The sequence below is a fragment of the Streptomyces sp. NPDC019531 genome, assembly GCF_044903305.1.
In the GTDB taxonomy this organism is placed as follows: Bacteria; Actinomycetota; Actinomycetes; order Streptomycetales; family Streptomycetaceae; genus Streptomyces.
Genome location: NZ_JBJDQL010000024.1, coordinates 78,308 through 91,103, shown reverse-complemented (window position 1 = coordinate 91,103; position 12,796 = coordinate 78,308). Strand labels below are relative to the sequence as shown.

13 protein-coding genes are annotated in these 12,796 nt (G+C 71.8%); 9 read left to right on the top strand and 4 right to left on the bottom strand.

Annotated features, from left to right (window positions below):
* Nucleotides 1-135: 135 nt before the first annotated feature.
* Nucleotides 136-1,839, top strand: a complete 1,704-nt coding sequence (locus ACI2L1_RS26000; RefSeq protein ID WP_404741765.1) for a proline--tRNA ligase — start codon at nucleotides 136-138, stop codon at nucleotides 1,837-1,839.
* A 40-nt stretch (nucleotides 1,840-1,879) separates the two neighbouring features.
* Here the strand turns inward: ACI2L1_RS26000 and ACI2L1_RS25995 are convergent, their stop codons facing one another.
* Nucleotides 1,880-2,362 carry a hypothetical protein gene (locus tag ACI2L1_RS25995; RefSeq protein ID WP_404741764.1) on the bottom strand — a complete coding sequence of 161 codons (483 nt, stop codon included), beginning with the start codon at nucleotides 2,360-2,362 and terminating at the stop codon, nucleotides 1,880-1,882.
* Between ACI2L1_RS25995 and ACI2L1_RS25990 the strand changes: the two genes are divergently transcribed.
* From ACI2L1_RS25990 to ACI2L1_RS25975, 4 genes are read left to right on the top strand one after another with little or no spacing between them, the layout of a single operon-like run.
* Nucleotides 2,339-3,340 carry an FAD:protein FMN transferase gene (locus ACI2L1_RS25990; protein WP_404741763.1) on the top strand — a complete coding sequence of 334 codons (1,002 nt, stop codon included), beginning with the start codon at nucleotides 2,339-2,341 and terminating at the stop codon, nucleotides 3,338-3,340. The genes ACI2L1_RS25995 and ACI2L1_RS25990 overlap by 24 nt on opposite strands.
* Entirely contained in the window at nucleotides 3,337-3,918 is a 582-nt protein-coding gene (locus ACI2L1_RS25985; RefSeq protein ID WP_404741762.1) for a ferric reductase-like transmembrane domain-containing protein, read from the top strand. The genes ACI2L1_RS25990 and ACI2L1_RS25985 overlap by 4 nt, the downstream gene beginning before the upstream one ends.
* A 2-nt stretch (nucleotides 3,919-3,920) precedes the next feature.
* Nucleotides 3,921-5,129, top strand: coding sequence for an NADH-ubiquinone oxidoreductase-F iron-sulfur binding region domain-containing protein (locus ACI2L1_RS25980; RefSeq protein WP_404741800.1), 1,209 nt, complete (start codon nucleotides 3,921-3,923; stop codon nucleotides 5,127-5,129).
* Between the two features lies 1 nt (nucleotide 5,130).
* On the top strand, nucleotides 5,131-5,340 hold the full coding sequence (locus ACI2L1_RS25975; RefSeq protein ID WP_404741761.1) for a ferredoxin: 210 nt from the start codon (nucleotides 5,131-5,133) through the stop codon (nucleotides 5,338-5,340).
* Between the two features lie 78 nt (nucleotides 5,341-5,418).
* On the opposite strand, the gene ACI2L1_RS25970 is transcribed toward ACI2L1_RS25975, so the two are convergent.
* From ACI2L1_RS25970 to ACI2L1_RS25960, 3 genes are read right to left on the bottom strand one after another with little or no spacing between them, the layout of a single operon-like run.
* The gene (locus ACI2L1_RS25970; protein ID WP_404741760.1) at nucleotides 5,419-6,309 is read right to left on the bottom strand and encodes an aminoglycoside phosphotransferase family protein; all 891 of its coding nucleotides are present in this window, start codon (nucleotides 6,307-6,309) and stop codon (nucleotides 5,419-5,421) included.
* A 27-nt stretch (nucleotides 6,310-6,336) separates the two neighbouring features.
* Nucleotides 6,337-6,822, bottom strand: a complete 486-nt coding sequence (locus tag ACI2L1_RS25965; protein ID WP_404741759.1) for a ferritin-like domain-containing protein — start codon at nucleotides 6,820-6,822, stop codon at nucleotides 6,337-6,339.
* Complete coding sequence (locus ACI2L1_RS25960) at nucleotides 6,819-7,343, bottom strand: hypothetical protein (RefSeq protein WP_404741758.1); 525 nt, start codon at nucleotides 7,341-7,343, stop codon at nucleotides 6,819-6,821. Before ACI2L1_RS25960 ends, ACI2L1_RS25965 begins: the two co-directional genes overlap by 4 nt.
* 176 nt (nucleotides 7,344-7,519) lie before the next feature.
* Between ACI2L1_RS25960 and rimP the strand changes: the two genes are divergently transcribed.
* From rimP to infB, 4 genes are all read left to right on the top strand, one after another.
* Nucleotides 7,520-8,017 (top strand): ribosome maturation factor RimP, encoded by a 498-nt coding sequence (rimP, locus tag ACI2L1_RS25955; protein ID WP_404741757.1) that lies wholly within the window; start codon nucleotides 7,520-7,522, stop codon nucleotides 8,015-8,017.
* 2 nt (nucleotides 8,018-8,019) lie between these two features.
* Nucleotides 8,020-9,006 (top strand): transcription termination factor NusA, encoded by a 987-nt coding sequence (gene nusA / locus ACI2L1_RS25950; RefSeq protein ID WP_037708676.1) that lies wholly within the window; start codon nucleotides 8,020-8,022, stop codon nucleotides 9,004-9,006.
* Between the two features lie 103 nt (nucleotides 9,007-9,109).
* Complete coding sequence (locus ACI2L1_RS25945) at nucleotides 9,110-9,391, top strand: YlxR family protein (protein WP_404741756.1); 282 nt, start codon at nucleotides 9,110-9,112, stop codon at nucleotides 9,389-9,391.
* Between the two features lie 175 nt (nucleotides 9,392-9,566).
* On the top strand, nucleotides 9,567-12,698 hold the full coding sequence (gene infB / locus ACI2L1_RS25940; protein ID WP_404741755.1) for a translation initiation factor IF-2: 3,132 nt from the start codon (nucleotides 9,567-9,569) through the stop codon (nucleotides 12,696-12,698).
* The last annotated feature ends 98 nt before the right edge of the window (nucleotides 12,699-12,796 follow it).

Here is a 12,796-nt window from a genome sequence, read left to right as displayed (position 1 = left end):
GGCTCCGCCACGAGGGCGCTCCGGCGCCTTGCGATCGCACGCACCGGACCCCGCGCGGCCCGCCCTTCGGGCGGACGACGGGAATGTGTCAGGCACCCCCAGCCAGCACCCTTTCCCGGCAGGAGTACGAGAACAATGGCGAACGCACCGGTCCAGCGCATGTCCCAGTTGATGGCGAAGACGCTGCGCGATGACCCGGCGGACGCCGAGGTCCTCAGTCACAAGCTGCTGGTCCGGGCGGGATACGTCCGCCGTACCGCCGCCGGCGTCTGGAGCTGGCTGCCGCTCGGCATGAAGGTGCTGCGCAACGTCGAGCGGGTCGTCCGTGAGGAGATGGACGCGATCGGCGCCCAGGAGGTACTGCTTCCCGCGCTGCTGCCGAAGGAGCCGTACGAGGCGACCGGCCGTTGGGACGAGTACGGCCCGGAGCTGTTCCGGCTGCAGGACCGCAAGGGCGGCGACTACCTCCTCGGCCCGACCCACGAGGAGATCTTCACCCTGCTGGTGAAGGACCAGGCGTCCTCCTACAAGGACCTGCCGGTCATCCTCTACCAGATCCAGACGAAGTTCCGCGACGAGGCCCGCCCCCGCGCCGGCATCCTGCGCGGCCGTGAGTTCCTGATGAAGGACTCGTACTCCTTCGACACCGAGGACGAGGGTCTCGCCCAGTCCTACGCCCTGCACCGGCAGGCCTACCAGAAGGTGTTCGAGCGCCTCGGCCTCGACTACCGCATCTGCGCCGCCACCGCGGGCGCGATGGGCGGCTCCAAGTCGGAGGAGTTCCTCGCCCCCGCCGAGGCCGGCGAGGACACCTTCGCGGACTGCCCGAACTGCGACTTCGCCGCGAACACCGAGGCGATCACGTACGAACTCAAGCCGGTGGACGCCGAAGGACTAGCGGCCCTTGAGGAGATCCCGACCCCCGACACCCCGACCATCGAGACCCTCGCGGCCCACCTCGGCGTCGAGGCCTCCGACACCCTCAAGAACCTCCTCGTGAAGGTCGACGGCGAGATCGTGGCCGTCGGTGTCCCCGGTGACCGCGAGGTCGACATGGGCAAGGTCGAGGCGCACTTCGCGCCCGCCGCCGTGGAGCTGGTGACGGCGGAGGACTTCGTCGGCCGCCCCGACCTCGTCCGCGGCTATGTCGGCCCGCAGGGCCGGGACGAGAAGCTGACGTACATCGCCGACCCGCGAGTGGCCCCCGGCACCGCCTGGATCACCGGCGCCAACAAGGAGCACACGCACGCGAAGAACGTCGTCGCGGGCCGTGACTTCGAGGTCGACGAGTACGTCGACGTCGTGGTCGTCCAGGAGGGCGACCCGTGCCCGAAGTGCGGCACCGGCCTCAAGCTGGACCGCGCCATCGAGATCGGCCACATCTTCCAGCTGGGCCGCAAGTACGCCGACGCCCTCAAGCTCGACGTCCTCGGCCAGAACGGCAAGCCGGTCCGCGTGACCATGGGCTCCTACGGCATCGGCGTCTCCCGCGCGGTCGCCGCCCTCGCCGAGCAGTCCGCCGACGACAAGGGCCTGTGCTGGCCCGCCGAGGTCGCCCCGGCCGACGTGCACGTCGTCGCCGCAGGCAAGGCCCTCCAGATCGAACTGGCCCTCTACGTCTCCGAGAAGCTGCGCGATGCCGGCCTGCGGGTCCTCGTCGACGACCGCGCCGGGGTCTCCCCGGGTGTGAAGTTCACCGACTCCGAGCTCATGGGCGTACCGAAGATCCTGGTCGCGGGGCGCCGTTCGGCCGAGGGCGTCCTGGAGCTCAAGGACCGCCGCACCGGCGAGCGAGAGGAGCTGACGGTGGACGAGGCGATCGCCCGCCTCAGCGCTTAAAGAAACTCCTCAGGTACGTCTCTGGGGACCTAAAGGGATCTCACAGACTTCTCTCAGGGCCGTACCCGAACGTAGTGGGTGACACAGCGTCACTACGGCTACGGAGGGGTACGGCCATGACAAGAGGCAGGGGTACGGAGCGGGGCGCCGCCGCGCTGGTCCGCAGAGGAGCCCGGCGTACGGCGGCCACCGCCGCGGCGATCACGCTCGCGGCGGCGGCCGGGATGTTCGCCCTGATCGGCACGATGCAGGCGGACGCCGACACCTCGGCCTCGTCGACGAGCAGCAGCACGAGTGCCGACAGCGACACGAGCAGCACCACGAGTTCCAGCAGCGACACGAGCACCTCGTCCAGCAGTACGGACTCCTCGTCCTCGTCCGACAACTCCAGCAGTTCCTCCTCGGACGACTCCTCGTCGAGCAGCTCCTCGACGGACTCCTCCTCCGGTCTCACCTCCTCCTCCGGCGGCTCGACCGACTCCACCTCGGGGGCGTCGTGATGACCGCCGCGACCCTCGACCACCGCACCACGGCCGCCGCCGACTGGCGTGCCCTCGGTACCGCCGTCCGCCTGGTCGTCACCGACCCGGCGCTGCTGGACTCCTGCAACCTGCTGTTGGCCCGGCACCTCGCCGAGGTCGACGCGGCGTGCAGCCGCTTCCGCCCGGACTCCGAACTCGCCCTGCTCGACGGCTCGCAGGGCCGCCCGGTCCGCGTCAGCCCCCTCCTCGCCGAAGCCCTGGACGTCGCCCTGCGCGCCGCCGAGGCGACGGACGGAGCGGTCGATCCCACGGTGGGCTCGGCGATGGAGGCCATCGGCTACGACCGCGACTTCACCCTCGTCCGCGAGGACGACCGCCCGGTCCGCCTGACCGTGAAGCGCGCACCCGGCTGGCGCAAGGTCCGCCTGGACCTCGCGACCGGCACGGTCACCGTCCCGTCCGGCGTCCGCCTGGACCTCGGCGCCACGGCCAAGGCCTGGGCCGCCGACAAGGCAGCGACCGTGCTCGCCGAGGCAGCCGGCTGCGGTGTCCTGGTGAGCCTCGGCGGCGACACCGCGGTAGCGGGCGAACCCCCGGCCGGCGGCTGGCAGATCCGCGTCCAGGACGTCACGGGCGCGGTCGACGAAACCCCGACGCAGGGCTCGTACGCCACGGTCGGCCTCCGCAGTGGAGGCCTCGCCACCTCGGGCACGGCGGCCCGCAACTGGCGCCGCGACGGCCACACCCTCCACCACATCGTGGACCCCCACACCGGCCTCCCCGTCCGCACCCCCTGGCGCACGGTCTCGGTGGCGGCCCCCACCTGCGCGGACGCCAACGCGGCGACGACAGCGGCCTTGGTGAAGGGCAAGGGTGCGGAGCACTGGCTCACCAGGCTGGGCCTCCCGGCACGCCTGGTGACCCAGGAGGGCCTGGTAGTCACAACACCGGGCTGGCCGATCACCCCAGGGGCGCGGGGAACCGCGCGATCGGCCCCCACCCAGGAGTCGGCCGCATGACCTCCGAAACCCTCTGGTACGCAAACCGGGCTACTGGCGCGATCTGCCTGATCCTCTTCACGATCGTGGTCCTGCTCGGCATCGCGGTCCGGCTGAGAACCCGCCTCCCCGGCCTCCCCCGCTTCGGCACCATCGGCCTCCACCGCACACTCTCCCTCTCCGCCACCGCCTTCCTCGCCCTGCACATCGGTTTCGCGGTCTTCGACGGTTACGTCAACATCACCGCCCTGGACGCCATCGTCCCGTTCGTCTCCGACTACCAGCCCCTGTGGCTGGGCCTCGGCACGGTCGCCTTCGACCTGATGCTCGCGGTCGTCATCACCAGCCTGCTCAGGCAACGCATCGGGCACCGCGCCTGGCGAGCAGTCCACTGGCTGGCGTACGCCTGCTGGCCGATGGCCCTGATCCACGGCACAGGCATCGGCACGGACACCGGCACCGACTGGATGACCTGGCTGACGATCACCTGCGTGGCCGCCGTCCTCACCGCCGGAGGCATCCGTGTCGCGCACTCCGCCCGAGCCGCCCGGCACACCTCCGCCGCCCTTCTCCGCACGGCCGAAGGAGCCCGACCGTGACCATGACCTTCGCCGACGTCCACATGTCCCCCCGCCTCCTCGCCCCCGGCGGCGGCCCGGCCGACCTGACCACACACGAGCAGCGCTACGGCCCTTTGCCGTACGGCGATCCCGACACGGTCCTCCGCACGGTGGCCGAGTCCGGGCTCACCGGGCGGGGCGGCGCCGCGTTCCCGGTGTTCCGCAAGCTGGTGTCGGTCGCCGACGCGGGCCGCCGTACCGGACGTGAACCGGTCGTCGTGGCCAACGGTGCCGAGGGTGAGCCCGCGGCCCGCAAGGACAAGACGCTCCTGCGCCTCTCACCCCACCTCGTCCTGGACGGCATCCAGGTCGCCGCGGCCGCCATCGGCGCGGGGGAGGCCCACCTGGCCGTGGAGGACGGCGCGTCCTGGCTGGAGCAGGCCCTGGCCCAGCGCGGCGACCCCGTCCCGGTCAAGGTCGTACGGCTGCCCAAGAGCTTCCTGTCCGGCCAGTCCTCGGCCCTCGCCCAGTACGTCGGCGGCGGTGCCCCGCTCCCCGTCCACCAGGACCCGCCGGTCCGTGAACGCGGCGTGGGCCGTGCCCCGACACTGGTCCAGAACGTCGAGACCCTGGCCCACCTCGCCCTGATCGCCCGCTACGGCGCCGACTGGTTCCGCACGGCCGGCACCGCGGCCCAGCCCGGCAGCGCCCTGTGCACGGTCCATGTTCCGGGACGCGAAGTCCGGGTGGTGGAAGCCCCGTTCGGCATCCCGCTGGGCCGTCTGCTCCCGATGCAGGGCCTGTCGGCGATCCTGCTCGGTGGCTACCACGGCACCTGGATCCCGGCGGCCGAAGCGGCCACGCTGACCCTGGACGCGGGCTCGATGGGGGCCGGAGTCCTCGCGGCTCTCCCCACGGACCGCTGCGGCCTCGCCGAGACGGCCAGGGTCCTGCGCTACCTGGCCCTCCAGTCGGCCGGCCAGTGCGGCCCCTGCCTCAACGGCCTTCCCCGCATGGCCGCGGCCTTCCAGACCCTGGCGACCCCGGGCCCACAGGGCACCACCCGCGCGGACGTCTCCCGCTGGGCCGGCCTGGTCGAGGGCCGGGGCGCCTGCCACCACCCCGACGGCACGGTCCGCCTGGTGCGCAGCGCCCTCACCACCTTCGCCCCCGAACTCGACGCCCACGCAAGGGGCTTGTGCACGGCGACCGACCGCACACCCCTGCTCCCCGTCCCCCAGGAGGGCTGACATGGACCAGCGCATCACCGTCGACTGGACCTCCTGCGAGGGCCATGGCCTGTGCGCGGAACTTCTTCCGGAGCACGTGGGGCTGGATGAGTGGGGCTACCCGTTGGTGGACAACTCCCCAGTCCCGGCGCGGACGCTCAAACGCGCCCGCAGAGCAGCCGCCGACTGTCCGGTCCTGGCTCTCAAGCTCACGGCGAGGGGAACTCCCTAGGGGCGCGGGGCCGTATCGTTCTGCGGCTCCGCCGCGTGGGCGCGACAAGCCCCCCCGGCCGTCAGCCGATCCACAACCTCAAAGCCACCCGGCAAACTCCAGCAACAGCTCGGCATCCTTCGGCCGCCCCACCCGAAGCGCCCGCACCCCCGACTCCACGGCCCGGAACAACGTCCACCCCCGCAACCGCTCCTGATCCACCTCCAACGACTCCGCGAGCCGCTTCACCCGCCGCCGGCACGTCGCCGCCCCCGAGGGCGAGGCAATCAGATCCTCCACCCGATCCCGCACCAGCCGAGCAAGATCGAACGCACACTCCCCGACGACGGGATCCGGCCCCACGGCCAGCCAGGGAGACCGCTCAGCCGCCAGTACCTTGCTCTGCCGAAACGTCCCGTGCAGCAACAACCGCTCCGTCGGCGCGTCCAGCAACGACTCCCGCGCATCAAGAGCGGCGCTCACCAGAGCCCCGACGTCCGCGGAAGCACCCCGCATCGCGTCGGCCTGCCGCCCGGTCCGCTCGGCCACCGTCTCGAAGACATGGTCACCGGGCGGCTCCACCCACAGCCGCCGCAGCGTCCCGGCAGCCTCAAGCAGCGCCTTCGCCTCCGGCAGCGACCGCACCGACACATCCGGATGCAGCCGCTCAAGCAGCAGCACCCCCTCCGCGACGAAGGGCTCCATCAGCTGTACGGCCCCCCGCCCACCCCAGTGCGCGAGAGCCGCCCGCTCACTCTCCGGCCGGGACCGGGGCGGCACCAGCTTGAGCACGGCAGGTGTCCCGTCCGCCCGCCGCACGAGTACGACGAGGCTGCTGCGTCCGCCGGGCACCTGCACCCGTTCCACGGTCAACTCGCGCAGCGCGACGGCCTTTCCGGCGGTCTCGGGAAGCTTCTCCACCCAGCTGTCACCGTCCGGCGCGCTCTCACCGAGCGCACGCACCAGCCGCTGCGGCGGTTCGAAAGCCATGCGCGAGTCGTCCCTTCCCGTACCTCGTCAGGTCGTGGGTGTGGCCCAAGGAGCCGAAGCGGAAGCCGAAGGTGCCCCCGTGGCCGCCCGCTCGGCGAGCCCAGGGAAGGCTACGCTCTCCCCGCGCCAGCGCACCGCCCGCACCGCGGCCTCCCGCAGCGCCTCCGCGGCCGTGCTCCGCCGCCCGCCCTCGGATGCCCGCACCACGTCGGAGTACACGTCGGCCACCCGGTCCTCCAGCTCGGCGGCGAGCCGCACCGCCGCGGCCGAGTCCGGCACCGGGAAGGGCAGCGCGTACGCCGCCGCCGCGGCCACCGGCGTCCCGTCCAGATCCCGCACCTCACGCGCCAGCGCGTCCCGCCGGGCCCGGTGGGCGTCATAGGCGGCCTTGGCCTCCGTCCGCCGCCCCTCACGGACCCGCCCGCCGACGACGCCGTAGCCGTAGACGGCCGCGTGCTCGGCGGCCAGCGCCTTCTGCAGGGCCTCCAGCTCCTTCTCGTTCTCGTCGCTCACTGGACCCCCTCCATCAGCAGATACGCGTGCGCCGCTCCGGCCGCCGCCACCGAGGCCAGCAGCCGGGCCAGCTCGCCCGGGACGTCCAGCAGCGCCTTCGCCCGCCGGTCGGCGAGGGCCCGCTCGGCGGCGGCGAGCTGGGCGAGGGCGTCCTTCTCGGTGCCGGGGGCCACAAGCGGCGGCGAGGGCGAGGCGCTGCGGGACACGTCGGGGGAGGCCTTGGTGACCGTCTCCCCGAACGCCTCCACATGCCGCAGCGCCTCCGCCCGCAACGGCCCCACCCGCTCGGCCAGGGCCGGGTAAGCGGCCAGGACGGCGTCGTACCGCTCGACGATGCTCCGACTGTCCCGGGCCGCACGCACGCGTGCCCGCTCGACGACGGAGGGACTGCCCGCGGTGCCCTCCTCGCCGCTTCCGGTCCCGTCGGAGCACCCCACCAGCAGGGCACCCCCGGCGACCGAGGCGAGCAGGGACCTTCTGCGCGGCCCCGAGGGGACGCGCGGCGGAGGGGGGTACGGCACGGCAGACGTCCTCGGGAAGCTCGTACGAACACACAGGCGGGAGGTCGAGCCCGCCGGCGATCACGGTACCCGCGCATCCGATGCCACCTGGACGGCAACACCCCCCGCGACCGGATACCCTTTGACCAGACACGCGACCTACCCACAACAGCACACGCGGCCGAGGAGTCACCCGGATGAGCACCACCCAGAGCGAGAGGCTGCGAGAGCTCCTGGAACCGCTCGTCACCTCCCAGGGCCTGGATCTCGAAGAGATCGCAGTGGACTCCGTCGGACGAAAGCGAGTGCTGCGTGTCGTCGTCGACTCGGACACCGGTGCCGACCTCGACCAGATCGCCGATGTGAGTCGCGCGCTCTCGGCGAAGCTCGACGAGACGGACGCGATGGGCCAGGGCGAGTACACCCTGGAGGTCGGCACCCCGGGCGCCGAGCGCCTCCTCAAGGAGCACCGCCACTACGCGCGCGCCGTGAACCGGCTGGTGAAGTTCCAGCTGACCGAGGGCGGTGAGCTGGTCGCCCGGATCCTGAAGGTCGACGACGAGAGCCTCGAACTCGAAGTGCCCGGCGTGAAGGGCCGCAAGGCCACCACCCGCCAACTCGCCTTCTCCGAGATCGACAAGGCGCGTGTGCAGGTCGAGTTCAACCGCAAGGACAAGAACGAAGAGGAGGCGTAGCCGTGGACATCGACATGAGTGCCCTGCGGGGCTTGGTACGGGAGAAGGAGATCTCCTTCGACCTGTTGGTCGAGGCGATCGAGTCGGCCCTCCTCATCGCCTACCACCGCACCGAGGGAAGCCACCGCCACGCGCGCGTGAAGCTCGACCGGGACTCCGGGCACGTGGTCGTGTGGGCGAAGGAAGACCCCGAGGAGCTCGAAGAGGGCCAGGAGCCACGGGAGTTCGACGACACCCCGTCCGACTTCGGCCGGATCGCCGCCACCACCGCCAAGCAGGTCATCCTGCAGCGGCTGCGCGACGCCGAGGACGACGCGACGCTCGGCGAGTACGCGGGGCGTGAGGGCGACATCGTCATGGGCGTGGTCCAGCAGGGCCGCGACCCGAAGAACGTCCTCGTGGACATCGGCAAGCTGGAGGCCATCCTGCCGGTGCAGGAACAGGTCCCCGGTGAGACGTACCCGCACGGCATGCGGCTTCGGTCGTACGTCGTACGCGTGGCGAGGGGCGTCCGCGGTCCGTCCGTGACCCTGTCGCGCACGCACCCGAACCTGGTGAAGAAGCTCTTCGCCCTTGAGGTGCCGGAGATCGCCGACGGGTCCGTCGAGATCGCCGCCATCGCGCGTGAGGCCGGTCACCGCACCAAGATCGCGGTACGGTCCACCCGTTCGGGCTTGAACGCCAAGGGTGCCTGTATCGGCCCCATGGGCGGGCGTGTGCGCAACGTCATGGGTGAGCTGAACGGCGAGAAGATCGACATCGTCGACTGGTCGGACGACCCGGCCGAGATGGTGGCCAACGCGCTGTCGCCGGCCCGGGTCTCCAAGGTCGAGGTCGTGGACATGGCCGCCCGCTCCGCGCGCGTGACGGTCCCCGACTACCAACTCTCCCTCGCCATCGGCAAGGAAGGGCAGAACGCCCGGCTCGCGGCCCGGCTGACCGGCTGGCGGATCGACATCCGGCCGGACACCGAACAGGCAGGCGAATAGCGTCGGGGAATAGATCCAAGCCGTAGGTGGCTTAGATCACGACAACGTCCGTTCGATCCCTGCCCCGAAGGGGTGAGGTCGGTACGGGGAGGTAGACTTAAGAGTGTCTGGCCGGACGCGCGCCCGCGCATGCCCTGAGCGCACCTGTGTGGGGTGCAGGCAGCGAGCGGCCAAGACCGATCTGCTGCGCATCGTGGCGATCAAGGACGCATGCGTCCCCGATCATCGCGGTACGCTGCCCGGCCGGGGTGCGTACGTACACCCCGCCCTGGTCTGTCTCGACCAGGCGGTACGCCGCCGGGCGTTCACGCGGGCGCTGCGCGCCCCGGGAGCGCTCGACACAAAGGCGTTGCGCCGGTACGTCGAGCAGACAGACAGTTGCTGAGCACACTTGCTGAGCAGGCAACACCGTAAGAAGCGTCGCGCGGAACCCCCGTGCGGCCCTGGTACCCCGCGAGTTGGAAGTAGGTCGAGATTGCGATGAGCACTCGATGAGCACGCGATGAGTACGCCCATGAAGTAGCGACGGTCCGGACGCAACCGGACCTAAAAGGAGCGAAGTGGCTAAGGTCCGGGTATACGAACTCGCCAAGGAGTTCGGGGTGGAGAGCAAGGTCGTCATGGCCAAGCTCCAAGAACTCGGTGAATTCGTCCGTTCGGCGTCTTCGACCATCGAAGCGCCCGTCGTCCGTAAGTTGACGGACGCCCTCCAGCAGGGCAACGGAGGCGGCAAGCCCGCTTCCGCACGCAAGGCTGCCCCGGCTCGTCCGGCAGCCCCCTCTCCCGCGCAGGCCGCCCGTCCGGCCGCCCCGCGTCCGCCGGCCCCCAAGCCGGCCGCCGCCGAGAGGCCCGCGGCTCCCGCCGCGCCGGCCGCTCCCGGCCCCCGTCCCACTCCGGGCCCGAAGCCCGCGCCGCGGCCCGCCCCGGCGTCCCCGGCTCCGACCACGCCCGAGTTCACCGCGCCGCCGTCGGCTCCCGCCGCACCGGCCTCCCAGGGCCAGGGCTCCGGCACACGTCCGGGTGCTCCGCGTCCGGCCGGCCAGCAGGCCCCGCGTCCCGGCGCCCCGCGTCCGGCCGGCGGTCCCGGTCAGGGCGGCCAGGGCCGCGGCGACCGTCCCGGCGCTCCGCGTCAGGGCGGCCAGGGTGCCCGTCCCGGCGCCCGTCCGGCCGGTCCCCGTCCGGGCAACAACCCCTTCACCTCTGGTGGCTCCACCGGCATGGCGCGCACGCAGGCGCCCCGTCCCGGCGGTGCCCCGCGTCCGGGCGGTCCGGGTGCCCCCGGTGAGCGTCCCGATCGCGCCCCTCGCCCGCAGGGCCAGGGCCCGGGTGGTCCGCGTCCCCAGGGCGCGGCGGGCGGTCCCCGTCCGCAGGCTCCGGGCGGCGCTCGTCCCAGCCCCGGCGGCATGCCCCGTCCGCAGGGCGGTCCCCGTCCCGGCGGCGGTGGCCCCGGCGGCCCGCGTCCCAACCCCGGCATGATGCCGCAGCGTCCGGCTGCCGGCCCGCGTCCCGGTGGCGGTGGCCCCGGCGGCCGCGGTCCCGGTGGCGGTGGCGGTCGCCCCGGTGGCGGTGGCGGCGGTCGTCCCGGTGGCGGTGGCGGCGGTTTCGCCGGTCGTCCCGGTGGCGGTGGCGGCGGTTTCGCCGGTCGTCCCGCGGGTCCTGGTGGCGGTGGCGGCGGTTTCGCCGGCCGTCCGGGTGGTCCCGGCGGTGGCGGCGGCGGTCGTCCCGGCTTCGGTGGTCGTCCCGGCGGTCCCGGTGGCCGTGGTGGCACGCAGGGCGCCTTCGGTCGTCCCGGCGGTCCCGCGCGTCGCGGTCGCAAGTCGAAGCGGCAGAGGCGCCAGGAGTACGAGGCCATGCAGGCCCCGTCGGTCGGCGGCGTGATGCTGCCTCGCGGCAACGGCGAAGCCATTCGCCTGTCGCGCGGTGCCTCCCTCACCGACTTCGCGGAGAAGATCAACGCCAACCCGGCGTCCCTCGTCGCGGTCATGATGAACCTCGGCGAGATGGTCACGGCCACGCAGTCCGTCTCCGACGAGACGCTGCAGCTCCTCGCGGGCGAGATGAACTACACGGTTCAGATCGTCAGCCCCGAGGAGGAGGACCGCGAGCTGCTCGAGTCCTTCGACATCGAGTTCGGTGAGGACGAGGGCGACGACGAGGACCTGGTCGTCCGTCCGCCGGTCGTGACCGTCATGGGTCACGTCGACCACGGTAAGACCCGACTCCTCGACGCCATCCGCAAGACGAACGTCATCGCGGGCGAGGCCGGCGGCATCACCCAGCACATCGGTGCCTACCAGGTCTCGACCCAGGTCAACGAAGAGGACCGCGCGATCACCTTCATCGACACCCCGGGTCACGAGGCGTTCACCGCCATGCGTGCCCGTGGTGCCCGGTCGACGGACATCGCGATCCTGGTCGTCGCGGCCAACGACGGCGTCATGCCGCAGACGGTCGAGGCGCTCAACCACGCCAAGGCGGCCGACGTCCCGATCGTCGTCGCGGTCAACAAGATCGACGTCGAGGGCGCCGACCCGACCAAGGTGCGCGGTCAGCTGACCGAGTACGGCCTGGTGGCCGAGGAGTACGGCGGCGACACCATGTTCGTCGACATCTCCGCCAAGCAGGGTCTGCACATCGACTCCCTGCTGGAAGCGGTCGTCCTGACCGCGGACGCCTCGCTCGACCTGCGGGCCAACCCGAACCAGGACGCGCAGGGCATCTCCATCGAGTCCCGTCTCGACCGCGGCCGCGGTGCCGTGGCGACGGTCCTCGTCCAGCGAGGCACCCTGCGGGTCGGCGACACGATGGTGGTGGGCGACGCCTACGGCCGTGTGCGCGCCATGCTCGACGACAACGGCAACAACGTCGCCGAGGCGGGTCCGTCCACGCCGGTCCAGGTGCTGGGTCTGACCAACGTCCCGGGTGCGGGCGACAACTTCCTGGTGGTCGACGAGGACCGTACGGCCCGTCAGATCGCCGAGAAGCGCGCCGCCCGCGAGCGCAACGCGGCCTTCGCCAAGCGCACGCGCCGCGTCTCGCTCGAGGACCTGGACAAGGTGCTCAAGGCCGGCGAGGTCCAGCAGCTCAACCTCATCATCAAGGGTGACGCTTCTGGTTCCGTCGAGGCTCTCGAGTCCTCCCTGCTCCAGCTGGACGTCGGCGAAGAGGTCGACATCCGCGTCCTGCACCGCGGTGTCGGTGCGGTCACGGAGTCGGACATCGACCTGGCGATGGGCTCGGACGCCATCGTGATCGGCTTCAACGTGCGCGCCGCCGGGCGGGCACAGCAGATGGCCGAGCGCGAAGGCGTGGACGTCCGCTACTACTCGGTCATCTACCAGGCGATCGAGGAGATCGAGGCGGCCCTCAAGGGCATGCTCAAGCCGGAGTACGAAGAGGTCGAGCTCGGTACGGCGGAGATCCGCGAGGTCTTCCGCTCGTCCAAGCTGGGCAACATCGCGGGTGTTCTCATCCGCTCCGGCGAGGTCAAGCGCAACACCAAGGCCCGTCTGCTGCGCGATGGCAAGGTCATCGCGGAGAACCTCAACATCGAGGGCCTGCGCCGCTTCAAGGACGACGTCACCGAGATCCGCGAAGGCTTCGAGGGCGGTATCAACCTCGGAAACTTCAACGACATCAAGATCGACGACGTCATCGCGACGTACGAGATGCGCGAGAAGCCGCGAGGCTGACCGACACAGCACGCGATCGGGGCCGGTCGGCGGACGTAATATCCGTCGATCGGCCCCGGCCGTTGCGTGTACGGTTCCCGTATCGGCGTCGAAGCGTG

What these genes read in the sequence shown, in the direction of transcription:
- ACI2L1_RS26000 (WP_404741765.1), top strand. Translation starts at nt 136, where the DNA reads ATGGCGAACGCACCGGTCCAGCGCATGTCCCAGTTGATGGCGAAGACG.
- ACI2L1_RS25990 (WP_404741763.1), top strand. Translation starts at nt 2,339, where the DNA reads ATGACCGCCGCGACCCTCGACCACCGCACCACGGCCGCCGCCGACTGG.
- ACI2L1_RS25985 (WP_404741762.1), top strand. Translation starts at nt 3,337, where the DNA reads ATGACCTCCGAAACCCTCTGGTACGCAAACCGGGCTACTGGCGCGATC.
- ACI2L1_RS25980 (WP_404741800.1), top strand. Translation starts at nt 3,921, where the DNA reads ATGACCTTCGCCGACGTCCACATGTCCCCCCGCCTCCTCGCCCCCGGC.
- ACI2L1_RS25975 (WP_404741761.1), top strand. Translation starts at nt 5,131, where the DNA reads ATGGACCAGCGCATCACCGTCGACTGGACCTCCTGCGAGGGCCATGGC.
- ACI2L1_RS25970 (WP_404741760.1), bottom strand. Translation starts at nt 6,309, where the DNA reads ATGGCTTTCGAACCGCCGCAGCGGCTGGTGCGTGCGCTCGGTGAGAGC.
- rimP (WP_404741757.1), top strand. Translation starts at nt 7,520, where the DNA reads ATGAGCACCACCCAGAGCGAGAGGCTGCGAGAGCTCCTGGAACCGCTC.